This is a genomic window from Ochrobactrum sp. RH2CCR150, from assembly GCA_014138095.1.
Taxonomy (GTDB): domain Bacteria; phylum Pseudomonadota; class Alphaproteobacteria; order Rhizobiales; family Rhizobiaceae; genus Brucella; species Brucella gambitense.
Genome location: JACGXE010000010.1, coordinates 110,423 through 134,933, shown reverse-complemented (window position 1 = coordinate 134,933; position 24,511 = coordinate 110,423). Strand labels below are relative to the sequence as shown.

The following is a 24,511-nucleotide window of genomic DNA, read 5'->3' as shown; positions in this document are numbered from 1 at the left end:
TCACCTGCATAACTGTGGGGAAATCGGTATGTCGGTATTCATTCGCATAAGTTGCGGCGCGTTAGTGTTGGTTGCGATGACGGGCGCGGCGGGAGCACAAGAGCATCAGGCAGTCAATGATGCCAATAATCCGCTAACGCCGAAGATTACGGTCAACTTCCATAATTACTATTCGCCAGAAATTTACGGACTGCCCGACCGTCGATCCAACCAGTTTCTCCTGCGCGGTCTGATACCCGCAGAAATAGCCGGTCTGCCGCAATTGTTACGTTACACGCTGCCCATCGCCACTGCGCCTCAGTTTCCCGACGGTTACGTAACGGGGCTGGGCGATCTGACGCTTATGGATATTTTCATCCTCCCAAAGCATGGCGACATCACATTCGGTGGCGGGCCGATACTGGTCATACCAACTGCGACCGACGACGCTCTTGGCAGCGGCAAATGGCAAATTGGCATTTCGGGAGTAGTTGTTGCTCCACAAAGCTGGGGCCTATTGGGCGGTCTGGTGACGTATCAAACGTCGTTCGCAGGTCACGGTGACAGAGACAATGTCAGTTTGGCGACGGTTGAGCCGATCATCAACTACAATTTGAAGGATGGATGGTATCTGCGCTCGACAGCAACATGGAATTTCAATCTCGAAGACAATGAAGGCTATATTCCGGTTGGTTTCGGTATTGGTAAGGTCTTTGAGCTGGATAAAGGCATCACTATGAATGCCTTTATCGAACCGCAATACACAGTTTGGCATCAAGGTGACGGCCAACCGAAGTGGCAGATATTCGCGGGTGTCAATTTCCAGTTCCCGGTCAAGAAATAACACAGTGCAGCTGAAAAGCGGTCTTAACGGCCAGTATCCTGAAAATTGGTATGCTCGTAATAGATAAAACTGGTCATTCTTATAAAGCCAGTTAAGGCGTAGAGCGGCTTCGATACAAGGAGAATATCGATGTACAATCCGCCAGCGTTCCAAGTGAACGATCTCGCCAAGCTGCACGGCATGATGCGCGAATGCCGCACGGCCAATTTTGTGACGGCGACAGTCGATGGGCCGATGGTGACCCTGCTGCCTCTGTTCCTGGACGAGAACGAGGGGGAATATGGCACGCTATACGGTCATGTCGCGCGCGCCAATAGTCAATGGAAAGCACCGGTTTTGGGGCAGGGTCTTGCGGTTTTCACGGGACCTGAGGCTTATATCACACCGTCGTGGTACGCGACCAAAGCGGAGCATGGAAAGGTAGTGCCAACCTGGAACTATACCGCCGTCCATGCGGCTGGGTCCGTCGAGTTTTTCGAAGAGCCGGAACGACTGCTTGATGTCGTCAACCGGCTCACCGGTCTTTATGAGAAGGAGCGGAGTCATCCATGGGCTGTCAGCGATGCGCCGGAAGCCTATATCATCGGCCAGTTGCGCGGAATTGTCGGTTTGCGCATGCCAATCCAAACGCTGGAAGGCAAGTGCAAGATGAGCCAGAACCGGTCAATGGCAGATCGCATCGGTGTTCGAGATGGGCTTGCAGAAAGTGCAGAACCTGAAGACAGGATCGTTGCGTCAATGATTGTCGAGTAGTGCAGCAGTGCTGCAATGCAGGGCCGAAGCCTCTCCAAGATGGACCTGATTAGAACCTGTTTGAGGCAAATTGCTGTCTGAGCCAATTGGCGGCGGGGCCATGCGGACGGTGCTTGTTCCAGACGAGTTCAAGCGCCACCGGATGCGCCCCACCATCGAACTGTAATTGCGGAATGACAAGTTCGTCCGCCAAAGGTGAACCCCGCAAGATATGTTCCGGGATATAGGCCCAGCCGATTCCCTGTTTCAGAATCTGCAAAATGACCCAGTGGCTTTCTACCCACCAGACTTCTGCGGCAACTCTCAGCCTGTGTTTTTCATCCTCGTCGCTGCGCTTGCGAACCATGATCTGCCGATGAGTCCTCAGGTCCTCCCAGCTTACGGATGTGCTGGCAAGCGGGTGGTTTCGCCCGCATACGAGCACGAGAGGCACCCAGCCAATTGTCTGGAACCCAAGTTCAGGCTGCATCTGGTCGAGACGCCACATGACGCCAAGGTCAACTTTACCGTCTTTCAAGAGCCCGGCGATCACTGACGAATGAGGAAACTGGAGTTCGAGTTCAACGTGCGGAAAATGCTGCGCAAAGGTGGCAAAAAGTGCAGCGACTGCCGGCTCGGGATAAAGTTCGTCGAGAGCGACAACCAGTCTGGATTCGACAAGTTCATCAAAGTTACGGGCGATGGAGATAAGATGTTCGCGCCGATCCAGCATGAGGCGCGCCTCCGGCAACAGCCTTGTCCCTGCCTCGGTGAGTATCGGACTGCGTGTCGCCCTGCTGAAAAGTTTGACATTGAGGTCGTCTTCAAGAGACGAAATCAATACACTGACCGCTGATTGTGCTTTGCGCAAATGACGGGCTGCAGCTGAAAACGAGCCTTGTTCTGCGGCGGCAACAAATGCTTCCAGTTGGTCCAGATCGACATTCATCTATCTAAAATCCAGATAGTATCTAACTTTTAAAATCCATAATAGTAGATAGAAAGGCCGCACCAATATCAAGGAATAAATCAAAGTGCGTAGCTTTATGGATCGTGTTCGCCACGCGGCGATGTTTGAAATTATTGGACTGGCAATTTTCATCCCGGCCTCGGCTATTCTTTTTAACAAGCCGGTCGAAGCGATGGGCGTGATCGGGATCATATCCGCGACAACTGCAACAATATGGAATTTTCTCTTCAATCTTGGATTTGACCGAACCTTGTTGGGGCTCAGAGGAACAGTGCAGAAAACCATGGCTCTGCGCGTTGTTCACGCCATCCTGTTTGAAGCAGGACTTGTTGTGCTGCTGATACCGTTTATCGCCTGGTATCTGGGCATTTCGATTATCGCGGCGCTGATGATGGACGTGGTGATTGTGCTTTTCTACCTGGCCTATGCGTTTCTCTTCAATATCGCGTATGACTGGTTGTTCCCAATATCAGCTCAAACGCCTGTGAAAAGCGCGGCTTGAACATCTTTGGTGAGGCGGTTTCGGCCTCACCAAAAAAGGCAGCACATCAACCAGTCAGGGCTTGAAACCCATTATACGGGCAGTCTTTGACGAACCAGTGTTGTCCAATAAGAACATCCCCAGGCGATAACGTCATCGTTGAAGTCATATTTCGGGTGATGGAGATTGGCGCTTGGACCATTGCCGATATTGATCATCGCCCCCGGAACTTCGTTGAGCATGAACGCGAAATCTTCGCCGCCCAGCGTTGCCGGCATGTCGCGCGTGATGCGTTCGGCACCGGAGACCGCCTCGGCAGCGAGGGCCGCAAGCTCGGTTTCCTGCTCGTGGTTGACAGTCACGGGATAGTTGCGCTGATAGTCCAGTGTGGCTTTGGCCTCAAAAGCATCGGCGATACCCTGCACGGCACGGGCCAGCTTTTTCTCGATGTGGTCGCGCACTTCCTCGCGCAGCGTGCGGACCGTCCCGGTCAGCCGGATTTTCTGCGGAATAACGTTGAATGCGTCACCGCCCTGAATGGTCGTAATCGAAATCACGGCCGAGTCCAGCGGGTCGAGCGTGCGGGCGGTCAGTGTCTGGATCGCCTGAATGAGCGCCGCCGTTACCGGAATGGGATCGATGGTCTGATGCGGGGAAGCGGCATGTCCGCCGACGCCTTCAATGGTGATGTCGAGCACATCGACTGAACCCATGATCGGGCCGGAATTGATGGTGAAATGTCCGACCTCAAGGTTCGGGCGGTTGTGCATGCCATAGACCTCGTTGACGGGCCAGCGCTTGAAAAGGCCGTCGTCAATCATCGCCTTGGCGCCAGCGCCACCTTCTTCGGCAGGCTGGAAGATCACGATCACCGTGCCGTCAAAAGCGCGGCTCTGCGCCAGTTCACGGGCGGCACCGAGAAGCATCGTCGTATGACCGTCATGGCCGCAGGCATGCATCTTGCCCGGCACTTTGGAGGACCATTCTGCGCCGGTTTCTTCCAGAATCGGCAGGGCATCCATATCCGCACGCAAAGCAACAGTGCGACCCGAATTGTTGGTTTGGCCACGAATGACGCCGACAACACCGGTGCGCCCGATTCCGGTTGCCACTTCATCAAGACCAGCCGCACGAAGCGCTTCGGCAACCTTGTCCGCCGTCCGGTTTACATCGTAAAGAAGCTCGGGATTTTCATGCAGGTCGCGACGGAATGCGACGAGTTCATCCAGCTGGTTCGACGTCCAGTTTTCAACCGGCATATCAGGCTTCCTTCGTATTTTCTTCGGTGGCGTCGAGGGTATAACGGAAATCGCAGTGGCTTGCGCCCTTCATGATGGTCTGCGTGCGCTCCAGCTTCATGGCGGGATTATAGCCAATGCAGAAATCGCCATCGCGATTGCAGGAAAGCAGGTGCCCGATATGGCCGAGACCCATCTCGCGATACATTTCCGAATAGCGGCAGCGCGTAACATTGAAATCGAAATGATTTTCGTCTCGCGAAATCACGTCGATTTCAAGCGCGTTTTCCTTCGTCCAGAGCGGCTGAATATCGGCAAAGTCTTGCAGAGTGGGCGTGCGACCCAGCTCATCGGCAAAGATCTTGCCCTGTTCTATTGCTGAACGGCTGACAGCTTCGCCCACCACGGCTTGAGCTTCTTCTTCGCCGGAGCGTTCGCGCAGAACATCATAGATGTTCTTGATAACCATCGCCTCTATGCGGCGACGTTCGAGAATTGGCAATTGATTCATGGATCTGACCTTTCACATGAACGTTGAATGAGCTGGCTTAGAGATTAGGCTCGGAAAGGTCCTTGCGTCGAAGCCAGGCGAGATAGAAGGGCGCGATCTTCCGCGCGACTTTATGAAAGGGTAGCGGAGCTGGCTCCGAAACGGGCAAGGCGAGTTCCTGCACCGGCTCTCCGTCAAGCGCGCGTGCGAATTCGCGGCCAAGCGATGTGCCGAGCGCAACCCCGCGCCCGTTACAGCCGATCCATGCCCAGCCATTGGCGCCAAGCTGATGAACGCGCGGAAAACGATCCCACGTCATGCCGATATAGCCGCTCCACACATGGGTGATCTCCGGTTCACCAAGCGCCGGGAAAGATTCAGCCATATTACGCGCGGTCTTGCGCTTCACGCGTTCGGCGATGTTGAAATTCCCCATCACCACTCCGCCGGTGATCAGCCGGTTGCGTGCGTCGTAGCGGAAGAAGCGCAGGTCGCCGCGCGTATCGGATACGGCCTGTCGTCCCGGCAGAATTGTTGCACGCAGATTGTCGCTCACGGGTGTGGTCGCCATCTGCCACGAGAGTACTGGCACGATCGTGCGGGCAAGACGTGGGGCGAGCCTTTCGCGGAGCTCACCGGTATAGGCATTGGTGGCGAGCAAAAAGCCCTTGGCGCGTATGGTAGCGTTGTCGGTGCGTACTTCCCAGTGATCGCCGACCTGCTGATAGGACGTGACAGGGCTTTGCTCATGAATGATCGCGCCATGGCGTTCTGCAGCAGCGGCAAGGCCGCGCGCGAAGGCGAGCGGATTGATATGGCCGCCAGTGGGGTTGAACATGCCGCCATACCAGAAATCAGTGCCGAGCAGCTGCGATGTCGCCGCCCGGTCAAGAAACTCTGCTGGAAAGCCGAACCGTTTCCATGCGTCCACGCGCAATTGTGAAAGCTTCACGCGGCCCGGCGAGTGGGCAGGCTGGAACCAGCCGGTTTGTTCGGCTTCAGCTTCGATATTTTCGTCGCGCACGATGGAAAAGAGAATATCCGCGCTGTTGCCGATCAGTTTGGCGAAACGTTCGCCCGAAGCACCGTAGCGCTTGGCAATCGCATCCGGTTCGGCAGATGTCATGGTCGGGATGACCTGACCGTTATTGCGCCCGGATGCGCCCCAGCCGACAGCATTGCCCTCCAGCAGGATGACACGCTTGCCGCGTTTCGCCAGATGCAATGCGGCCGACAGACCCGTGAAACCGCCGCCGACAATCACGACATCGGCTTCTGCGTCACTGTTCAGCGGCTTGGCCGGTGTGCGGGGAGGTGCAGTGGCTGCCCAGATGGAGGGTGGGAATTCAACTTTTTGCATGGCTTCACGCATTCTCAAAACGAGGTGGTGTCCAGTTCTTGCCGGGGATGGAGGCAAGCAAGCGCTGTGTGTATTCGTGGCGAGGATTGGCGAAAACCTCTGCCGTTGGGCCGGTTTCGGCGATTTCGCCCTTGGACATGACAATGATGCGGTCGCAAAGCTGGGCTGCGACGCGCAGATCATGCGTGACGAAAAGCAGTGAAAGGTTCAGCCTTTCGCGCAGATCGGCCAGAAGCCGCAGAACCTGTGCCTGTACCGAAACATCGAGCGCGGAGACGGGCTCGTCTGCGACGATGATGCGCGGCTCCAAGGCGAGTGCACGGGCAATGCCGATGCGCTGGCGCTGCCCCCCCGAAAACTCATGCGGAAAACGGTCGGCAGCAGCGGGTGAAAGCTCGACCAGTTCCAGCAACTCGCGGGCCTTTGCGTGCGCCTCAGCCTTCGGTACACCGTGGACGATAGGGCCTTGTGCGATGAGGTCCACGACACGACGGCGCGGGTTGAGCGAGGCCATCGGATCCTGAAAAACCATCTGGATATTCTTGCGCATGGCGCGCACTTCACGCGGGCTAGCGCTCAGAAAATCCTTGCCGTTGACATCGACCTTACCGCTATCTGCTTCCAGCAGACGCGTGACGATGCGCGAAACTGTTGTCTTGCCCGAACCGCTTTCACCCACGACACCGAGTGTTTCTCCCTGACGCAGCTCGAACGAAAGATCCTTGACGGCCGGCACCGCGCTGCGTTTGCCACTGAGCAATCCGCCACGCGCCTTGAAGGTTTTGCGTAAAGCGCTCGCCTTGAGAATAATCGGTTGCGCTTCAACGGATGGCTTTGGCTCGGGCGGGGTGAGTGCTGGAACCGATGCGATTAGCGCTTTTGTGTAAGCGTGCTGGGGATGGTTCAGCACTTCATTTGCCGGGCCTTGCTCAACAAGCTCACCAAGTCGCAACACGGCGACGCGGTCGGCAATTTCTGCCACGACGCCGAAATCATGCGTAATGAAAAGGATGCCGGTATCATGCTCGCGTTGCAGATCGCGGATCAGTTTCAGGATTTGCGCCTGCGTCGTGACATCAAGCGCTGTGGTCGGCTCATCGGCAATGATGAGGCGCGGCTTCAGGATCAGTGCCATGGCGATCATCACACGCTGGCGCTGTCCGCCGGAAATCTGGTGCGGATAGGCGTTATAAGCGGATTCCGGGTCCGGTATCTTCACCTCTGCCAGCATATCGAGCACGGCAGCGCGGCGTTCCTTGCGGCTCAGCTTGGTGTGGAGGCGCAACACTTCATCGATCTGCCAGCCGACCGTCTTTTGCGGGTTGAGCGCAGTCATCGGTTCCTGAAAAATCATGCCGATGCGGTTGCCGCGCAGTTTCTTCATGTCAGCTTCGCTGAGCGAATAAAGATCGGCGCCTTCAAGCTTGATCGTGCCGTGCGTTACACGCACATGCGGTTCCGGCAGAAGGCGCATGATCGCGCCTGCCGAAAGCGACTTGCCGGAGCCGCTTTCACCAACGAGGCAGACGATTTCACCGGGATTGATAGTCAGTGTCAGATCCTGCAATGCATAGGGACGGTCGCCGCCCTTTGGCAGTGCGATTTTCAGGTTGCTGATTTCTAGAACGGGTGCGGCGGTCATTATTTTTTCTGCCTCGGATTAAGCGCGTCGTTCAGGCCTTCGCCGAGCAGGCTGAAGGAAAGAACGGTGAGCAGAATGGCGATGCCCGGAATGACTGAGCAGAACCAGTCGGTGCGCAGTACGGCGCGGCCTTGACCGATCATGTTGCCCCAGCTTGCATAGTTGGGATCGCCGAGACCGAGAAATGCAAGCGCGCTTTCCATGAGGATGGACGTGGCCATAACGACGGAGGCGAACACGATCACCGGTGGCAAAGCGTTTGGCAGGATTTCGCGGAAGATGATCGACATGTTGCCGACGCCCAGATTGCGCGCCGCGTCGATGAATTCACGCTTGCGCAGCGCCAGAAACTCGGCACGTACCATACGGGCAGGCGCAGTCCATGACACGATGCCGATACAGATGATGATGTTCTCGATGGAAGAGCCGAAAATGGCAACCAGCGTCAAAAGCAGAACGAAGCTGGGTACGGTCTGAAACGCTTCGGTGATGCGCATGAGAACGTCGTCCACCCAGCCACCATAATAACCGGCGAGTGCGCCGATCACGATGCCGATGATGATCGAGATCAAGGTTGCGACGACGCCAATCAGCAACGAGATGCGCGCGCCATGGAAAATGCCGGCCATGATATCGCGACCAAGCTGATCAGTGCCGAGAGGTGTTGCGCCATTGATGAAGGGCCAGACAAGCGGATCCCCAGCACGGCGTAGCGGGTCGCCTGGAACAATGAAATCGGCAAGAAGCGCGATCAAAACCACAGCGATGAAAAGGACGAGGCCCAGCACGGCAGCACGATTACGACTAAAGCGCTGCCACAGAATTTTCGTGCGGGAAACCTGAGGGCGAGTGAGGGAGAGGTCCTGGGATGTCATGACAGTTCGATCCTGGAATCAAGCCGCGCATAGATGAGATCGGTGATGAAATTCACGATCACCACCAGCACCGAGCACAGAAAAATGATGCCCATCAGTGTGTTGAGGTCGCGCTTGATCACCGAGGTATAGGCAAGCTGGCCAAGGCCCGGCAGCGAAAAGATCGTTTCGATCACAACCGAGCCGCCAAGCACGGTGGAAAACTGAAGGCCGAGCAGCGTTACGACGGGCAGAAAAGCGTTGCGCATGATGTGATGGAACATCAGCCTTGCGCCGCTGGCGCCCTTGGCGCGAGCGGTACGAACATAATCGAGGTCGGCTACTTCCAGCACGCTTGTGCGCATCAGGCGCATGTAGAAGGCGAGATAGATAAGCGAAAGCGCCGTCGTCGGCATGACGAGGTGAACCGCGATATCCCAGACATTCTTCCAGCCGGTATAAAACCCGCCAAGTGTCTTGTAACCGCCGACCGGCAGCCAGCCCAGCTTGACGGAAAAGATGAACATCAAGATGAGGCTGAGGAAGAAACTCGGCATGGCGTAGAAGACAAGGCCAAGTGTTGAAATGACATTGTCGGTCAGCGAATAGGCCTTGCGCGCCGCGAAAGCGCCGAGCGCGATACCGAAAATGAAGGCTACTGACAGGGAAGAGAGCATGAGCAGGAGCGTTGGCACAAGACGTGCCTTCAGCACATCGAGTACAGGCAGTTCATAGACATAGGACCAGCCGAAGTCGAACCGCGCCAGCTTGGTCATGTAAATCCACAGCTGCACCCAGACCGGTTGGTCGAGGCCATATTCGGTGCGCAGATTGGCAACAAATTGCGGATCAGCGCCGCCCATGTCGCCAACAAGCGCGTCAACCGTGTCGCCGGGCGCAAGCTTGATCAGCAGAAACGCCCCGATCATGATGAGGAGAATGACGGGGATTGCCTGCAAGATACGGCGCAGCGCAAAAGTCAGAATTGGGGGCAGGGACATTGCGGATTATCCTGCAAGATATTCATAGTCAGCATTCATAAAAGTGGGGGAACCGCTGCCGGAAACCGGCAGCGGTTGTTTATTGCTTATTGGTCGATCCAGAGGTCGTACCAGCTTGAGGAATCCCACCGTGGCGTATTGTGGTGGTTCTTGAGAACCTTGTTGGTCACACCGACGAACGGATGTTCGATGGCGAAGATGACCGGCAGGTCCTTCATCTCAAGCTGCTGGATCTGATGGTAGAGATCGGCGCGCTTGGCAGGGTCGAGCTCGCTTGCGGCTTTGTCGATCAGGCTGTCCATTTCGTCAGACTTGTAGTCGAACTGGTTGGACCATGCCGTGCCGACCGGAGCGCCGGAACGCAGCCAGACGGTGGTCGAGACTGCCGGGTCAGAACGGAACTGGTGCCAGCCGCTTGCTGTGTCGAAGTCGTGATCGCGATAAACGCCGTTCAGGAAGCCCGGGGCATCATTGGTCAGGATTTCGACGTCAATGCCGACTTCTTTCATGGCCTGCGCATAATATTCAGCCCAAAGCTGCGTATATTCGCCCCATGGCGCCGGACGATGGCGCAGCTTGAAGCGAATGCCGTCGGGGCCTGCCGGATAGCCGGCCTCATCGAGCAGCTTCTTGGCCTTTTCGACGTCATAAGGATAGGTCTGGACCTGATCGGTATAATTTGCGCCACCAGCGCTCGGGATCGGACCACGGCCCGGCTTTGCGTAGCCGCGCATGATCGTCTTGATCGCAAAATCAATGTCGAGCGCGTGATAGATCGCCTGACGAACCTTCAGATTGGCAAGGATCGGATTGCGCAGGTTGAACTCGATGGTCGAGTGGGCGACGTTGTTTTCGAAGCCCTTGGTGCCGGTGTCGAAACGGCCATCCTTCTGGAGGCGCTCGGTATCCGACATGGAAATGCCGTTGAAGGCGGTTTCCATCATCTCACCAGCTTCAAGCGCTGCGGCAGCTGCAGCCTTGTCCGGCATGAAACGCCAGATGATGCGGTCGAGGTAAGGATATTCCTTGCCACGCCAGTAATCGTCATTGCGTTCGGCAATGATGTGCTGGCCACGCTCATATTCGACGAACTTGAACGGACCCGTACCGACCGGCGCGGAATTGTACTTGTTCTTCAGAATATCGGTGCCTTCATAAAGATGCTTTGGCACCGGATGACCGAGATCCGGCATGGCTGCGACCAGCAATTCCAGCGGCATCGGCTTGGAATAGCGGAACACGGCGGTATGCGGGTCGGTACAGTCGACAGCCTCAAGATTGGCCTGAAGCGTCGTCGAATAGTTAAGCAGCTTCTTCCAGAGGTTCATCGCGCTGAACGAAACGTCATCGCAGGTGAACGGCTGGCCGTCGTGCCAGCGCACATTCTCGCGCAGCTTGAAGGTGATGGCCTTGCCGTCTTCCGACGAAGACCAGCTCGTTGCCAGAACCGGCACATAGCCCTCATAGGTGCGGTCGATCAGCGGCTCCATGATGCGGCCGGTGATCTGATAAACGCCGGTGGAGGCGCGAAGCGCAGGGTTGAGGACGCCCTGCTCGGTATTCATATGGACAATGACTGTGCCGCCGCGCTTTACTTCTTCGGCGTGGGACGACGCCGTCGCAAGCGAAAAGGCCGCGAGAAACAGGCCAAGGCCAGCTTTTCTGATATGCATTCTTTGTTCCCCTGAAGGACGTTGAGGAGGGCTTTCAGACCTCTTTTCCCGCACGTCCCGATATTGTTCAACCCCCTGAAAACGCTCTTTAAAGCAGTCTTCAAGGGGCTTTTTCTTATGCAAGCACGGTTATGCTAGAATCCGCTATGATTTTGTCAAGATAAACTAATTTGAATGATAAAATTAGTATAATTTCTCGACAACCATGCGTTAATAAATGTCGATTTTCTATATTGGAGTTTGTTGATGAGCCAGATTTCTCCCGAACAGAGCGAAAATGCGGGCAAAGCCAAGCCAGGTGCGGTCTGGATCACCGGTGCCGGGTCGGGCATCGGCGCGGCCATGGCGCGACGGTTCGCGAGCCACGGCTGGCCGGTGGCTCTGACAGGCCGGAAAGCGGACGCGTTGGCATCTGTCGCGGATGAAATAACATCGGCTGGCGGCGAGGTACGAACATTCCCGGCTGATGTGCTTGACCGCAAAGCGATGACAGATACGGCCCATGCCATCGTCAATTGGGCTGGGCGTCTCGATATACTCTGCAACAATGCCGGTCTTAATATTCCGCGTCGCAGCTGGGCGGATATCGATTTCGATTCATGGGAAGATGTTATCGACATCAATATCAAGGGGGCGATCAATGTGATTGCCGCCGCACTTGCGCCCATGCGCAGGCAGGGTGGCGGTCTGATGATCCACACATCGTCCTGGGCGGGACGTTTTTCATCACCGGCTGGCGGCGTGCCCTATGGCGCATCCAAACATGCGCTCAATGATCTGAGCGCCAGCCTGAACGCGCAGGAAGGGCAAAATGGTATACGCTCCACCGTTCTTTGCCCGGGCGAGGTGGCTACACCGCTTCTGGCACGTCGCCCGGGTTTCGACCCCGCGCGCATGGATGACGTCATCCAGCCTGAAGACATGGCCGAAACCGCCCTCTATGTTGCCAATATGAATCCGCGCGTCACCATCCATGAGATTGTATTGGCGCCGACAAAGAAATAAGCCTCAACTCCAAGCATCTGTTTTTATGAAAAAAGGAAACTCCACATGTCTCATCCGGTAAAAGGCGTCGATCACGTTTTTCTGCTGGTTAACGATCTGGAGAAAAGTGCCGAGCAATATCGCCGCTTTGGTTTCACGCTGAGCCCACGCGGGCTGCACAGCAAGGAGAAAGGCACCGGCAACTACACGATCATGTTCCCGGATGATTATTTCGAGCTTCTGGGGATTGTTGCTGAAACGCCGGGTAATCTGCACCAGCGCGAGAAGCTGGCCGCGCAAGGGGAAGGGCTGCATGCTATTGCCTGCCGGATCGACAGCGCGCGTGAGGCAAAGGCGGAGCTTGCAGCGCTTGGCATAACGACGGGCGAAGTCGGTGCTTTCCAGCGCCCTGTGCAATTGCCGAGTGGTGGTGAAGGCGTTGCAGCGTTCGAAACTGTATCCTTCGCAAATAGCGAAGTTCCGCAGGGCATGGTGTTCATGTGCCAGCACAAGACGCGTGAGACGGTCTGGTTGCCGGAACTGATCGAACACGAAAATGGGGCGATTGGACTATCTGCCATCGTAGCCATTTCGGATGAACCCGCACAGGCTGCAAAAGAATTTGCTCGTCTGTTCAAGGCCGGGGAAGCTGTTGAGTACGACGGTGGCTGGAAGGTTCTGACCGGTCCAAATTCAGCCGATCTACTGGTTGTCGATCGTGAGCGGGCCGCATCGCTTTATCCGGAAGTTGATCTGAGCAAGACACCCGCCAGCGCATTTGCAGCGCTTCGCATTCGGGTCCGTTCGTTGGATAAAGCGCGCGATGCGCTGTCCGCACGTGGCGTTTCGTTTGCGCAAACGTCCGCAGGTGTAGCGGTGCAGCCCGAGAGCGCCAGCGGTACAGTGCTGGAGTTCTCAGAGCACTAGGATCTACCGGACGGTGAATAAAGAAGAGGCGCGGTTTGAAAGCCGCGCCTTTATCGTGTTCTCAGGCCACTGTTCAAGTGAGGTTGCCTGAACGGAACGTTCTGCATGCATCCATCTATACAGTGGAGTGATCAACGCGCCCGCAACGTTAAACGGTTGCCGGTGATACCACCCATATGACCTCGCAGGTATTGTCGCCCACCGTCCAGAATCGCACCATAGATCGGGCCGGAAAGGCGAAACTGTCGCCCGCATTGATGACGAACTGGCGCGCGTCGAGTTCAAGACCAAGCGTTCCTTGTAGAACCAATCCGCATTTGCCGCCATCCGTGTTGGAATAGGGCTCGCCTGAATCTGCGCCAGGCTCCATCAGAAAGCGAAGCATTTGAATTTGTGGTTGGGTGTCAGGCGTCAACAATTCCTTGATCAGCGCGCCGTCATTATAGGTCAGGGAGCGCCTGCAATTGCGCTGCACAATAAATTCGTTGGCCTGATTTTCCAGGTCCGTGTCGCGGTGGAAGAGCCAGTTGACGGGCATATCCATAGCGGAACAAATGGCCCGGAGCGTCTTGATTGACGGGGCTGCCAGCCCACGTTCCACCTGGCTCAACATACCGACGGATATTCCTGCCGGTTCTGCGACCTGCTTAAGCGACATGCCGCGCATTTGACGGCGCAGGCGCAACGTCTCACCAACCTGAACAGCATCGCTTTGCGGATCAAGGACATTCAGTTCCGTCGACATTCGCCACCCTCGCTTAGACTCAACTTGAACGATTATAAATAATGATCGACAATTTAATAGCATTAAAAATATTTGACAAAAATTTTAATGCAGTCATAATTTTAGCACAACACGTACAGATCGCAAACAAGAACAGACCTATTAGTGCCGATCAAGCGTGGGGAATAATATCTCGGGATTTTGGGAGGAATCATCATGAGAGCTATGAAAATTGCAGCAATCTGCGCTGTTATGACGTCCGTTTCCGCTGTTGCGATGGCCAGAGATTTTACCGTTGCAGGTTGGGGCGGCAATTATCAGGACGCCCAGCGCGAAGCCTATTTCAAAACCATCGCAGAAAAACTGGGTGTCAACATTGTCGAAACGACCTATCTGGGCGGTCTGGCTGAAATCAAGGCCATGGTCGATACCGGCAATGTCACGTGGGATTTTCTCATCATGGGCGGTTCGGAGCTTCAGCTCGCTTGCGATGAGGGCCTGCTGGAGCAGCTCGACTGGAAGGCGATTGGCGAGGATAATCTGTTGCCGGGCGCGGCGACCCCATGTGGTGTCGGCAATGTGGTGATTGGCAATGGTTATGCCTATAACTCCAAAACTTTTCCGCAGCCCCCACAGGACTGGAAAGACTTTTTCGACCGTGAAAAATTTCCTGGCAAGCGCGGCATTCGTAATAGTCCGAGCATGAACCTCGAATATGCGCTCATGGCCGATGGTGTGGCGCCAGATAAAGTCTATGAAGTGTTGGCGACGCCTGAGGGCGTCGACCGGGCCTTTGCGCAATTCGACAAGATCAAGGATCTGCTGCAATTCTGGGAATCCGGTGCCCAGCCTATCGAATGGCTCGCCTCCAACAATGTCGCCATGTCGACCGGCTATAATGGTCGCGCAGTCATGGCCAAGCGCGAAGGCAAGCCTATCGAGTTTGTCTGGAAAAACCATCTGGTAAACATGGATGGTTGGGCAATGGTCAAAGGTTCGCCTTACAAGGACAAGATCAATGATCTGTTCAAGATCGTCAACGATCCGCAGAATCAGGCCAAATTTTCGTCTCTGATGCCCTATGGCCCTTCCAACACCAAGGCAGCAGAATCCCTGACGCCCGAAATGCTGAAAGAACTGCCTGCTGCAGACAATATCAAGGATGCAGCCTTCTATTCAGACTCTTTCTGGGTGGAACATCTGGACGACTTGACCGAGCGCTGGAACCGTTGGGCAACCCAGTAAAGTCTCGTCTATCGATAATTCCTGTCGAGTTCCTCCGGCGGTTGGTCCGCCGGAGCAAAAGTCCCAAAAAGGTTAGCAGAATGATTGCAGCGTCCCGCAAGCCGGGCGGCAGCGGACTGGCAGCACTTGTCTGCCTGGCCGTGCCGCTAGTCATATACGTATTTCTTTATCTCGTGCCAATAGGCTCGGTCATTTCGCTCAGTCTCGACAATCGGGAACTATCGGGCAGCTTGGTGCATTTTAGGGCGGCTGACAGTCTGGACCGAAATGCACAGGCGGCCGCTCTTGTTGCCGATATGCGGGCCATGGATGGCAGTCAGCAGGCGGCGGTTGCTCGTGAGCTCAATCAGGAATTAAGCGGCTTTCGAACACTGTTCCTCAAGACGGCCCGCGCCGCCGATACGATTGAGCCTGATCTCGTTGGACTGACAGGCTTTGATCCGCGCTGGAACGAACAAAAATACTGGACGGTTATCGCACAGAATTCCGACCGGATCAGCTTCCGTCACTTCGAACGGGCCACGGGTTTCAAGGTGAACGAGGAAGGCAAGCTTACGACTGGTGGCGACGACATATACCTTCAGATCATGTGGCGTACGCTGGCCATCGCGATCCAGGTTACTCTCGTCACCTTGCTGATCAGCTATCCTCTTGCCTACGCCGCCTTGCACGCTCCGCGCAAAATGGCAGCCTTCATTCTGGTTGCAGTGCTGATGAGTTTCTGGACCTCCATCCTCGTGCGCACGACCGCATGGGTGATCCTGCTTCAGACTTCTGGTGTCTTGAATACATTTCTGCTCTGGACTGGTTTGATAAATGAACCGCTGCAACTGATCTTCAATCGCTTCGGCGTCATCGTTGCAATGACACATGTGCTGCTGCCATTTGCCATTATTCCGATGATGAATGTGATGCGGACAATTCCGCAGTCACAGGTTGATGCTTCCCGTAGTCTTGGTGCAGGCCCGGCGGAATCTTTCCTGCGCGTCTATTTCCCCCAAAGCTTGCGTGGTGTTGGTGTTGCAGCAGGAACGGTGTTCATTCTGGCACTTGGCTTCTACATCACACCCGCGCTTACGGGCGGTCCGAAAGACCAGATGCTGTCTTTCTATATTGCTGACTTCGTCAAGCGCGCGCTCAACTGGGGGATGGCCTCGGCTCTCTCGGTGCTGCTTCTGTCTATCGTTGTGATGCTGGTTTCTCTTTTCGGCGCGCTTCGCTGGCTTGCAAATCGCAGAGGAGGGGTTGCCTGATGTCCCGTATCATCTTCTGGGCTTCGACCCTGTTTGCGCTGGCTTTTCTGATAGTTCCACTGGTGCTCATCATGCCATTGGCTTTTAATGAAAGTTCTTTTCTGACTTATCCGATGGAAGGCTTCTCGCTGAAATGGTTCCATGAGGTTTTTGCGCAAGAACAATGGGTTCGCTCATTCTTCAATAGCTTAAAAGTGGCAATCGGTACGACAGTAGTTGCGCTTCTGGTGGGCGGTCTGGCCGCGACGGGCGTTATGCTCCTTAACCGCTGGCTGCAAACTATTCTAACCGCACTGTTTGTATCGCCGATGGTTGTTCCCAGTATCGTCATTGGCGTCGCCTTTGCCTATTCATTCGGTCGTATGGGACTATCCGGCAGCTATATGGGGCTAGTGCTCGCCCACTCCATTCTCGCCGCCCCTCTGGTCTTCCTTTCGGTGATGACATCCTTGCGTGGGCTCGACCCGGACCTTGATCGCGCCGCTGCTTCACTGGGAGCATCGCGTCGTCACCGCTGCATGACCGTCACCCTGCCGCTTGCCGCGCCCGGCTTTATGGCTGGCGCACTCTTCGCCTTCACGACGTCGTTTGATGAAGTGGTGGCGGCGCTTTTCCTTGCCTCGCCGGAATCGACAACCCTGCCAGTCATGCTGTTTTCAGGACTGCGGGATCGCTTGCAGCCAACGCTGGTTGTTGTGGCGCTGCTGCTATCGCTCATCAGCTTCGCATTGCTGGCCGTGATGCACTGGCTACAGCAACTCGGCAAACCGGCCAAACACTGAAATTCCGATAAAGCGGAGCACTACCATGGCGTTTATCGATATTCACGACATCAACAAATTCTACGGAACCATGCAGGCCCTGCACAATGTATCATTGAGCATTACCAAGGGCAGTTTCGTCACCTTGCTCGGGCCGTCCGGCTCCGGGAAAACCACATTGCTGAAAATTCTGGCCGGGTTCGAAGATGTGTCGAGCGGCGATATCCGGCTGGAAGGTCGAGACATCACTGCCCTCAAGCCGGAAAAGCGCAATTTTGGCCTCGTTTTCCAGGGCTATGCGTTGTTTCCGCATATGAGTGTCTTTGACAATATTGCCTATCCGCTCAAAGTTCGTCGCAAGAACCGCGATCAGATTTCCAGTCAGGTTAACGCCATACTTGAACTGGTCCAGCTCAATAAGTTTGCACGGCGGAAACCACACGAACTGTCAGGCGGGCAGCAGCAGCGTGTGGCGCTTGCGCGGGCATTGGTGTTCGAACCTGATCTCCTGTTGCTCGACGAACCCATGTCGGCGCTGGACAAAAAGCTGCGCATCGACTTGCAGGATCAATTGCGAGATATCCATCATCGGCTTGGGACCACCTTCATCAATGTGACCCATGATCAGGAAGAGGCCATGCACATGTCTGATGGCATTGCGGTCATGAACCATGGGCGGATCGAACAATATGACAGCGGTCATCACCTCTATCGCAAGCCGGGGTCGCGTTTCGTGGCCGACTTCATCGGAAAGTCGAACATATTTGAAGGCGCACTCACCCACACGGCATCGGGGCCGCAATTCGCCGCTGCCGAATTCAAGCTCGCGGGCGTAGATTTTAACGCAGGTGCTGACCGCATCGGAAAGGCTGAACTGGTGGTGCGTCCGGAAGATATTCGGCTCGGCGCATCATCCGGTACTGCAAACGCAGTTGGCGACATCATGCTTTCCGGTGTGGTGGCCACGTCAACCTATTCCGGTGATCGAGTGCTTTACACGGTCTCACTGCCGAACGGTCGCACAATTACAACTTATGGCAGCGCGCGCGACGGGGCGCTCTTGACAGATGCTCCGGTACAGATCGCTTTCGATGCAAAAGACTGCATTTTGCTCAATTAAATGGGGAATGAATTCGTGGATAAACTCAAATCGGCAGCAACCGGGGATCTAGGGTCCGGTGAGGCTAGCTATCCCAATCCCGCTCTCGTGCTTGAGGGCGCTCCGGAGTTTCGGTCCTGGCCTCTGCTCGACGGACGGATAGCCAGTGGGGTCTGGTCGGCAACGACGGGCCATCATCGCGTTGTGCGCGACACAAGCACGTTTGAAACCTTCTATATTCTCGAGGGCCAGATCACGTTGTTCGAGGATGGCGTTGAGCAACCCAAACATTTTGGTCCGGGCGATCTTGTTGTGCTTGAACCGGGATTTACCGGCAGCTGGAAGACCACCAGTACAGTCAAGAAGATCTATTTCACAACAACCAGTGACGGATCAGCTTTGGACAGCCGCGTTTGAGCGGCTTGTGCTGTCTGAGTGAATGTCAGGTTATGACGGAGGGGATACTATGAAGACGACGCCTTTCTGGTGGGAAGCGGCCGAACCGCAACATGGCGAGCGAGTGTTCGACAAGACGTCGTGCAGCGTGCTGATCATCGGCTCCGGCTATACGGGCCTTTCGGCGGCCATTACTTTGGCGGAAGCCGGGCAGACCGACATCATGGTTGTGGATGCCATGCGCATAGGTGAAGGGGCCAGTTCGCGTAATGGTGGGCAGATTGGCAATGCGCCGAAGTTCACGCTTGCTCAGGCAACTGCGCGTTTTGGGGAAAAGCGAGCTCGGGAAATCATGGATGATTATGGTTCATCGATGAATTTCATGGTCAAACGCGCGCAGTCTCTGCAGGACCCGATTGATCTGAACCTTGCCGGAAGTGTTGCTGCTGCCCATTCACGCAAGGATTTGGCCAAACTGCGCGCATTTCGTGATGGTCTTGCCCCACAGGACCGGGAGAAATACGAAATCCTTGATGAGTCACAGATCCATAGCGTGCTCAAGACGGATATTTACCGCGGCGCGATGGTTCGCCACGATCAGGGAACCATCCATCCGGCGAAATATGTGCGCGCTTTGGCCAACCGTGCCCGGGCGTTGGGTGTGCGTATTTTCACCGGATGGCGGTATAAGGGTGCCCGCAAAAGCGCCGAGGGGCATGTGGCGTTTATGGAAGACGTCCAGAACAGGACCTCGGTCGAAATCCATGCGGAAAAGATCTTGTTGGGTTTGAACGGCTATGTGGGGCCGGAGGTGAAGTGGCTTCGTCAGCGAACCATTCCAGTGCAAAGCTATATGATCGCTACGGAGGAAATGTCGTTCGACTTGTTGGAGCGGCTGATTCCCAACAACCGGGCGGTGGGCGATACCAAGCATATTCTCTATTACTTCCGTCGCTCTCCAGACGGCAAGCGTATCCTTTTCGGAGGTCGAGCGCGGTTTCGCAATTCCACGGAAGAACAAGGTGCTGCCGGATTACGCGCGTTCATGGAACATACTTTTCCCGAAACACGCGGCGTAAAATTGAGTCATGGCTGGCTTGGCAATGTCTGCTTCGCCTATGACTTCTGTTCGCATGGCGGACGAATGGAAGACGGTATCTATTATCTGTCCTGTTGTAATGGCGGTGGTATTTCCAATCAGACCTATCTTGGTCACCGAATGGCTGAATATATGCTGGGCGTCCCAAATTCTGACCGCGGTACGATCGTAAGTCATTTCCCGCGTCTCTATTTCTACAACGGCAATCCCTGGTTCCTGCCCATGGTGGGAACGTGGTATCGCTTTCAGGACAGGGCAGCACGCTGGTTCGAGTGATGAGCGGCAATCTTTTTTGCCGGGCAAAATGAGAGCAAGTGGCGGGGCAGAATGTTTTCGAGGGCTTGATATCAACGGCCTATCGAAAATCTCCGCGAGGGGTAGGTAACATCATGTCGTCGGATGCGGTAATCACGCATCGGAGCAGTACGAACGGATCCGGCATTCTTATGATGGTGCTGGCGATGACGCTTGTTCCGATGATTGATGTGCAAGCGAAATATCTGGTTGCCAGCCAGATACCAGCCATGCAGGTCGTCTTCTTGCGCATGCTGCTCGGCACATTGTTTCTGATGCCTCTTATGATTGTGAGCCGTCAGCCCGTGCTTCCACCACAGCAGGGCTGGCGCAATGCTTTCGCATTGGGCTTCTTCAGCATTCTGGCAGGCGTCTGCTTCTTCAGTTCGCTGAAATTTCTGTCAATCGCGGATGCGGTGGCGATCAGCTTTGTACAGCCATTGTTTGTGACCTTGTTTTCAGGCCTGTTTCTAAAGGAAAGGGTGCGCCTCGCCCGATGGGGCGCGCTTCTTATTGGTTTTGCCGCCACTTTGGTCATCATTCGGCCAACGCACCACGCACTGGAAATGGGTAGCCTGCTGGCACTGGCATCGGGTGCGGCGATGGCCGGATATGTCATTGCGATAAAAAAGGGCTCAAGCGGCGTGCGACGTGTTCCGCCGATTGCGTTGACCTTCCAGACACATTTCTCGGCGCTCATCGTGGTAGCACCTTTGATGTTCATCTTCTGGCAGGGGCTTGATCTGTTTCAATGGACGATGGCGGTCGGCATGACGCTTGTCGGTCTTGCTGGCCAGTATCTGATCATTAGAGCCTATCATTATGGCGAGGCGTCATTGGTTGCGCCTTTTGCTTATACTGAAATAATTACCTCCACATTCTTCAGCTGGCTATTCTTTGCCCAAGTGCCAGACAATGTTACATTTTTAGGCGTCGTGATCTTGATCAGCAGTTCGCTATACGTTGCGTGGCGGCGCTAGTTCGGGATGGTCGTGCTTTAAAAATGGGCGTCTGCGCGCTTTTTGCAAAACTAATGCTTAATACTTATTCAAATTGGTCAAATTTTATTCTAGAGAGTGATCATTATGAGATTACATACCGACTCTGGAGATGAAATTTTGGTCAACGTCCATGAAAAGCTCGAGCCCATTCTCGAAGATGTCCTCCACCGTAACGCAGGTGAAATCGAATTTCATCAGGCTGTTCGAGAGGTGCTGGAAAGCGTTGGGCGCGTCATCGCGAAACGACCATATTATGCCGACAATGCCCTGATTGAACGTATCTGTGAGCCAGAACGTCAGATCATTTTCCGCGTGCCGTGGGTCGATGATCAGGGCCGCGTCCAGATCAATCGCGGCTTCCGCGTGCAGTTCAATTCCGCGCTTGGACCCTACAAGGGCGGCATTCGCTTTCATCCGTCCGTCAATGTCGGGATCATCAAGTTTCTCGGTTTCGAGCAGACTTTTAAAAATGCACTGACCGGCATGCCGATTGGCGGCGGCAAGGGCGGTTCGGATTTTAATCCGCGTGGCCGTTCCGACGCTGAAATCATGCGCTTCTGCCAGTCCTTCATGACCGAACTTCATCGCCATATTGGCGAATATGTGGACGTTCCGGCTGGTGATATTGGCGTTGGTGGACGTGAAATCGGCTATATGTTCGGCCAGTACAAGCGGCTGACCAATCGCTACGAAGCAGGCGTGTTGACGGGCAAGGCGCTGTTCTACGGCGGCTCGAGAGCACGTAAGGAAGCAACCGGTTATGGTGCGACCTATTTCGTGCAGCGCATGCTTCAGGCCCGCAAGCAGGATTTCGATGGCAAGCGCGTTGTGGTTTCCGGTTCGGGCAATGTTGCCATCTACACAATGGAAAAGGTAATCGAGTTCGGCGGCAAAGTGGTCGCCTGCTCCGATTCCAATGGCTATATCGTTGACGAGAATGGTATCGATCTTGATCTCGTCAAGGAAATCAAGGAAGTGCGTCGCGAACGTATTTCCGAATATGCACGCCAGAAGGGCCAGTCGGTTCATTACATCGAGGGTGGTTCGATCTGGGATGTGCCTTGCGACGTCGCCATGCCTTCGGCGACGCAGAACGAACTGACGGGCAAGGATGCCAAGACGCTTGTAAAGAATGGCGTTATCGCCGTTGGCGAGGGTGCAAATATGCCATCCACACCAGAAGCCGTAAAGATCTTCCAGGATGCGAAGGTGCTTTTCGCTCCCGGCAAGGCTGCCAATGCTGGTGGTGTGGCGACCTCGGCTCTCGAAATGCAGCAGAACGCATCGCGTGATAGCTGGACTTTCGAACAGACTGAGGCGCGTCTCGCTGAAATCATGCGCAATATCCACGATCTTTGCGCTGAAACGGCCGAAGAATATGGCACGCCGGGCGATTATGTTCTTGGCGCCAATGTTGCCGGTTTCGTCCGGGTGGCAGAAGCCATGGATGCGCTTGGCATCATCTGATCGATGAAAAAGGAAGGCGGGGCCATGCGGCTCCGCCTTCAGTTTTTTAGTGCTTCTTATAATCCGTGGCCGCTATTGCTGTTGAAGCGCGGCTCGTTATTCCCGTTCAAATTGTATGCTTCTATTAGCCAGCTTACAATAAAGCTGGCTGGACAATTGCGTTTGCAAGCCGTTTCGGCAAACCGTCGCCAAGTTCGTCAATCTGCTCAAGTTGCTCCCAAAAAATTTGTCAAATCCACGGCTTGAACGGTTGATACATCAGTGGAACTCTGCTCAATAGTTCTATGAAAGCGGTAACTTAGGGAGGGGATCGCTGAATGTCTGTAATGCCCGAAATGCGTGCTGATACCATAATTTATAACGGCACGATCTGGTGTGGATACGAAGAGGGCACGGTCGAAGCCCTGGCAATCTGGCAAGGCAAGGTGCTTGCCACTGGTACCAAAGATCAGGTCTGGGGCCTTAAGGGCGACAAAACAGAGCTGATCGATCTGAAAGGTCGTTTCGCCACACCGGGACTGAACGATTCTCACCTTCACCTGATATCGGTCGGGCTTACGCTTAAATGGCTTGACGCGACGGCCCATGCAGCTCCAACGCTTGAAAGCCTGCTTGATGCAATCCGCGAAAAGGCGGCGACGGTCCCTCCGGGCACCTGGATCAAGGCACGTGGTTATGATCAAACCAAGCTTGATGTTGGTCGCCATCCCCATAAATCGGAACTCGATGCGGTCGCGCCAGACCATCCTGTCATGCTGGTGCGTGCCTGCGGTCACGTATCGATCTTCAATTCGAAGGCCTTTGAACTCGCCGGTATTGATGAAAAATCGCCCGTGCCGGATGGCGGTCTGATTGAGCAGCAGAACGGCGTTCTGACCGGTATGGTTGCCGAAAATGCACAAGGCGCAGTTCGCAAGGCGATCCCGACAGCGACCACGGAAGAAATGATCGAAGCCATTGAGGCGGCGGGCAATCTGCTGCTTTCCTTTGGCATTACAAGCGTTATGGATGCGGCGGTCGGTCAGGTCGCGGGCTTTGATGAAATTCGCGCCTACAATATTGCCAAGTTGCAGAAGCGGCTGCCAGTGCGCACGTGGCTGGTTCTGCTGGGCGATCCTGGCCCTTCAATCGTTGAAAAATGCTACGAAGCCGGACTGGTCTCAGGTGTTGGCGATGACATGCTGACGGTTGGCGCGGTCAAGATATTCCTCGATGGTTCTGCTGGCGGTCGCACCGCCTGGATGAGCAAGCCCTATCTCGGCGACGACAACAATATTGGTGTGCAGATATTGCCGAATGCAGAGCTGGAAGCACTGGTGCTGGATACCCATAAGAAGGGATATCAGCTGGCCTGCCACGCCATCGGCGATGCGGCCATTGGACAGCTCATTACCGCTTATGAGAAGGCGCTTGCAGCCTATCCGGATTCGAACCGCCGTCACCGCATTGAGCATTGCGGATTCTCCACACCGGAACAGCATGAGCGCATGAAGAAAGCCGGTATTTATCCGTGCCCACAGCAAGTCTTCATCTATGATTTTGGTGATGCCTATATTTCCGTTCTGGGTGAGAAGAGGGCGCTTTCAAGCTACCCGCTCAAGACGTGGAAAGACCTTGGCTTCAAGCCTGCGACCGGAAGCGATGCGCCGGTCTGCCATCCAAATCCGTATCCCAATATCTATTCGATGCTGACGCGCGAAACGGGTAAGGGCACGGTCATGGATGCGCGCGAACGCGTGACCATTGAAGAGGCTCTTCAGGTCTACACTGAATATGGTGCTTTTTCGCAGAAGCTTGAAAACGTCAAAGGCAAGCTGGTTGCGGGACAGGCGGCTGATATTGCGGTTTTCTCGCGCAATATGCTCACGGCGAAGCCGGAGGAAATTCTCAACGATACGCATTGCATGCTCACCATTCGCGAAGGTGAAGTGGTGTTCGAACGTTCGTAGGGAGAACAGGCAGCGAAGCCAAAGCTTCGTTGCCTGAATACGTTCATT

At 55.0% G+C, this 24,511-nt stretch carries 24 protein-coding genes; 15 read left to right on the top strand and 9 right to left on the bottom strand.

The genetic code is table 11. The features are described 5' to 3' along the window. Positions 1-28 precede the first annotated feature (28 nt). Together FHW03_RS19005 and FHW03_RS19000 are read left to right on the top strand one after the other, a co-directional pair. Positions 29-823: a hypothetical protein gene (locus tag FHW03_RS19005; protein WP_182522036.1), complete on the top strand. Its 795-nt coding sequence runs from the start codon at positions 29-31 to the stop codon at positions 821-823. A 129-nt stretch (positions 824-952) separates the two neighbouring features. Next, positions 953-1,576 (top strand): FMN-binding negative transcriptional regulator, encoded by a 624-nt coding sequence (locus FHW03_RS19000; RefSeq protein WP_182522035.1) that lies wholly within the window; start codon positions 953-955, stop codon positions 1,574-1,576. A gap of 49 nt (positions 1,577-1,625) precedes the next feature. Here FHW03_RS19000 and FHW03_RS18995 read toward each other — a convergent pair whose 3' ends face one another. Next, entirely contained in the window at positions 1,626-2,504 is an 879-nt protein-coding gene (locus tag FHW03_RS18995) for a LysR family transcriptional regulator (RefSeq protein ID WP_182522034.1), read from the bottom strand. 85 nt (positions 2,505-2,589) lie between these two features. Here FHW03_RS18995 and FHW03_RS18990 point away from each other — a divergent pair, with 85 nt between their 5' ends. Next, positions 2,590-3,027 carry a PACE efflux transporter gene (locus FHW03_RS18990; protein WP_182522033.1) on the top strand — a complete coding sequence of 146 codons (438 nt, stop codon included), beginning with the start codon at positions 2,590-2,592 and terminating at the stop codon, positions 3,025-3,027. A 71-nt stretch (positions 3,028-3,098) separates the two neighbouring features. Here FHW03_RS18990 and FHW03_RS18985 read toward each other — a convergent pair whose 3' ends face one another. The 7 genes from FHW03_RS18985 to FHW03_RS18955 all read right to left on the bottom strand — a co-directional run bounded on the left by FHW03_RS18985 (position 3,099) and on the right by FHW03_RS18955 (position 11,264). Next, positions 3,099-4,265: a M20 aminoacylase family protein gene (locus FHW03_RS18985; protein ID WP_182522032.1), complete on the bottom strand. Its 1,167-nt coding sequence runs from the start codon at positions 4,263-4,265 to the stop codon at positions 3,099-3,101. A gap of 1 nt (position 4,266) precedes the next feature. Beyond that, on the bottom strand, positions 4,267-4,755 hold the full coding sequence (locus tag FHW03_RS18980) for an L-2-amino-thiazoline-4-carboxylic acid hydrolase (RefSeq protein ID WP_182522031.1): 489 nt from the start codon (positions 4,753-4,755) through the stop codon (positions 4,267-4,269). A 37-nt stretch (positions 4,756-4,792) separates the two neighbouring features. Next, positions 4,793-6,094 (bottom strand): FAD-binding oxidoreductase, encoded by a 1,302-nt coding sequence (locus FHW03_RS18975; protein ID WP_182522030.1) that lies wholly within the window; start codon positions 6,092-6,094, stop codon positions 4,793-4,795. A gap of 4 nt (positions 6,095-6,098) precedes the next feature. Further along, entirely contained in the window at positions 6,099-7,736 is a 1,638-nt protein-coding gene (locus FHW03_RS18970) for an ABC transporter ATP-binding protein (RefSeq protein ID WP_182522029.1), read from the bottom strand. Beyond that, on the bottom strand, positions 7,736-8,611 hold the full coding sequence (locus FHW03_RS18965) for an ABC transporter permease (protein ID WP_182522028.1): 876 nt from the start codon (positions 8,609-8,611) through the stop codon (positions 7,736-7,738). The genes FHW03_RS18970 and FHW03_RS18965 overlap by 1 nt, the downstream gene beginning before the upstream one ends. Beyond that, positions 8,608-9,591, bottom strand: a complete 984-nt coding sequence (locus FHW03_RS18960) for an ABC transporter permease (RefSeq protein ID WP_078340684.1) — start codon at positions 9,589-9,591, stop codon at positions 8,608-8,610. The genes FHW03_RS18965 and FHW03_RS18960 overlap by 4 nt, the downstream gene beginning before the upstream one ends. An 86-nt stretch (positions 9,592-9,677) precedes the next feature. Further along, positions 9,678-11,264 carry an ABC transporter substrate-binding protein gene (locus FHW03_RS18955; protein ID WP_182522027.1) on the bottom strand — a complete coding sequence of 529 codons (1,587 nt, stop codon included), beginning with the start codon at positions 11,262-11,264 and terminating at the stop codon, positions 9,678-9,680. Between the two features lie 246 nt (positions 11,265-11,510). Between FHW03_RS18955 and FHW03_RS18950 the strand changes: the two genes are divergently transcribed. Together FHW03_RS18950 and FHW03_RS18945 are read left to right on the top strand one after the other, a co-directional pair. Next, a complete protein-coding gene (locus FHW03_RS18950) occupies positions 11,511-12,269 on the top strand; it encodes an SDR family oxidoreductase (RefSeq protein ID WP_182522026.1) in 759 nt (252 codons plus the stop codon). A gap of 45 nt (positions 12,270-12,314) precedes the next feature. Beyond that, entirely contained in the window at positions 12,315-13,175 is an 861-nt protein-coding gene (locus tag FHW03_RS18945) for a VOC family protein (protein WP_182522025.1), read from the top strand. 148 nt (positions 13,176-13,323) lie between these two features. On the opposite strand, the gene FHW03_RS18940 is transcribed toward FHW03_RS18945, so the two are convergent. Further along, on the bottom strand, positions 13,324-13,920 hold the full coding sequence (locus tag FHW03_RS18940) for an XRE family transcriptional regulator (RefSeq protein ID WP_182522024.1): 597 nt from the start codon (positions 13,918-13,920) through the stop codon (positions 13,324-13,326). Positions 13,921-14,115: 195 nt separating this feature from the next. Between FHW03_RS18940 and FHW03_RS18935 the strand changes: the two genes are divergently transcribed. From FHW03_RS18935 to FHW03_RS18890, 10 genes are all read left to right on the top strand, one after another. After that, positions 14,116-15,144: an ABC transporter substrate-binding protein gene (locus FHW03_RS18935; protein ID WP_182522023.1), complete on the top strand. Its 1,029-nt coding sequence runs from the start codon at positions 14,116-14,118 to the stop codon at positions 15,142-15,144. A gap of 80 nt (positions 15,145-15,224) precedes the next feature. Next, entirely contained in the window at positions 15,225-16,397 is a 1,173-nt protein-coding gene (locus FHW03_RS18930; protein ID WP_182522022.1) for an ABC transporter permease, read from the top strand. Continuing rightward, the gene (locus FHW03_RS18925; RefSeq protein ID WP_182522021.1) at positions 16,397-17,179 is read left to right on the top strand and encodes an ABC transporter permease; all 783 of its coding nucleotides are present in this window, start codon (positions 16,397-16,399) and stop codon (positions 17,177-17,179) included. The genes FHW03_RS18930 and FHW03_RS18925 overlap by 1 nt, the downstream gene beginning before the upstream one ends. Before the next feature lie 25 nt (positions 17,180-17,204). Continuing rightward, positions 17,205-18,278 (top strand): ABC transporter ATP-binding protein, encoded by a 1,074-nt coding sequence (locus tag FHW03_RS18920; RefSeq protein WP_182522020.1) that lies wholly within the window; start codon positions 17,205-17,207, stop codon positions 18,276-18,278. A 15-nt stretch (positions 18,279-18,293) separates the two neighbouring features. Next, positions 18,294-18,674 (top strand): cupin domain-containing protein, encoded by a 381-nt coding sequence (locus FHW03_RS18915; protein WP_182522019.1) that lies wholly within the window; start codon positions 18,294-18,296, stop codon positions 18,672-18,674. 49 nt (positions 18,675-18,723) lie between these two features. Continuing rightward, positions 18,724-20,028: an FAD-binding oxidoreductase gene (locus FHW03_RS18910; protein ID WP_182522018.1), complete on the top strand. Its 1,305-nt coding sequence runs from the start codon at positions 18,724-18,726 to the stop codon at positions 20,026-20,028. Positions 20,029-20,141: 113 nt separating this feature from the next. Next, on the top strand, positions 20,142-21,026 hold the full coding sequence (locus FHW03_RS18905) for a DMT family transporter (RefSeq protein ID WP_182522017.1): 885 nt from the start codon (positions 20,142-20,144) through the stop codon (positions 21,024-21,026). Positions 21,027-21,164: 138 nt separating this feature from the next. After that, entirely contained in the window at positions 21,165-22,514 is a 1,350-nt protein-coding gene (gene gdhA, locus FHW03_RS18900; protein ID WP_167836069.1) for an NADP-specific glutamate dehydrogenase, read from the top strand. Between the two features lie 3 nt (positions 22,515-22,517). Next, positions 22,518-22,760 (top strand): hypothetical protein, encoded by a 243-nt coding sequence (locus FHW03_RS18895; protein WP_182522016.1) that lies wholly within the window; start codon positions 22,518-22,520, stop codon positions 22,758-22,760. 80 nt (positions 22,761-22,840) lie between these two features. Beyond that, positions 22,841-24,463 carry an amidohydrolase gene (locus tag FHW03_RS18890; protein ID WP_377515217.1) on the top strand — a complete coding sequence of 541 codons (1,623 nt, stop codon included), beginning with the start codon at positions 22,841-22,843 and terminating at the stop codon, positions 24,461-24,463. Positions 24,464-24,511 lie beyond the last annotated feature (48 nt).

Coding starts and splice junctions, on each gene's coding strand:
- FHW03_RS18965 (WP_182522028.1), bottom strand. CDS start 8,611: ATGACATCCCAGGACCTCTCCCTCACTCGCCCTCAGGTTTCCCGCACG.
- FHW03_RS18890 (WP_377515217.1), top strand. CDS start 22,841: ATGCCCGAAATGCGTGCTGATACCATAATTTATAACGGCACGATCTGG.
- FHW03_RS19005 (WP_182522036.1), top strand. CDS start 29: ATGTCGGTATTCATTCGCATAAGTTGCGGCGCGTTAGTGTTGGTTGCG.
- FHW03_RS18955 (WP_182522027.1), bottom strand. CDS start 11,264: ATGCATATCAGAAAAGCTGGCCTTGGCCTGTTTCTCGCGGCCTTTTCG.
- FHW03_RS18980 (WP_182522031.1), bottom strand. CDS start 4,755: ATGAATCAATTGCCAATTCTCGAACGTCGCCGCATAGAGGCGATGGTT.
- FHW03_RS18905 (WP_182522017.1), top strand. CDS start 20,142: ATGTCGTCGGATGCGGTAATCACGCATCGGAGCAGTACGAACGGATCC.
- FHW03_RS19000 (WP_182522035.1), top strand. CDS start 953: ATGTACAATCCGCCAGCGTTCCAAGTGAACGATCTCGCCAAGCTGCAC.
- FHW03_RS18895 (WP_182522016.1), top strand. CDS start 22,518: ATGAAAAAGGAAGGCGGGGCCATGCGGCTCCGCCTTCAGTTTTTTAGT.
- FHW03_RS18935 (WP_182522023.1), top strand. CDS start 14,116: ATGAGAGCTATGAAAATTGCAGCAATCTGCGCTGTTATGACGTCCGTT.
- FHW03_RS18945 (WP_182522025.1), top strand. CDS start 12,315: ATGTCTCATCCGGTAAAAGGCGTCGATCACGTTTTTCTGCTGGTTAAC.
- FHW03_RS18960 (WP_078340684.1), bottom strand. CDS start 9,591: ATGTCCCTGCCCCCAATTCTGACTTTTGCGCTGCGCCGTATCTTGCAG.
- FHW03_RS18995 (WP_182522034.1), bottom strand. CDS start 2,504: ATGAATGTCGATCTGGACCAACTGGAAGCATTTGTTGCCGCCGCAGAA.
- FHW03_RS18910 (WP_182522018.1), top strand. CDS start 18,724: ATGAAGACGACGCCTTTCTGGTGGGAAGCGGCCGAACCGCAACATGGC.
- FHW03_RS18975 (WP_182522030.1), bottom strand. CDS start 6,094: ATGCAAAAAGTTGAATTCCCACCCTCCATCTGGGCAGCCACTGCACCT.
- FHW03_RS18940 (WP_182522024.1), bottom strand. CDS start 13,920: ATGTCGACGGAACTGAATGTCCTTGATCCGCAAAGCGATGCTGTTCAG.
- FHW03_RS18925 (WP_182522021.1), top strand. CDS start 16,397: ATGTCCCGTATCATCTTCTGGGCTTCGACCCTGTTTGCGCTGGCTTTT.
- FHW03_RS18985 (WP_182522032.1), bottom strand. CDS start 4,265: ATGCCGGTTGAAAACTGGACGTCGAACCAGCTGGATGAACTCGTCGCA.
- FHW03_RS18920 (WP_182522020.1), top strand. CDS start 17,205: ATGGCGTTTATCGATATTCACGACATCAACAAATTCTACGGAACCATG.
- FHW03_RS18950 (WP_182522026.1), top strand. CDS start 11,511: ATGAGCCAGATTTCTCCCGAACAGAGCGAAAATGCGGGCAAAGCCAAG.
- FHW03_RS18970 (WP_182522029.1), bottom strand. CDS start 7,736: ATGACCGCCGCACCCGTTCTAGAAATCAGCAACCTGAAAATCGCACTG.
- FHW03_RS18930 (WP_182522022.1), top strand. CDS start 15,225: ATGATTGCAGCGTCCCGCAAGCCGGGCGGCAGCGGACTGGCAGCACTT.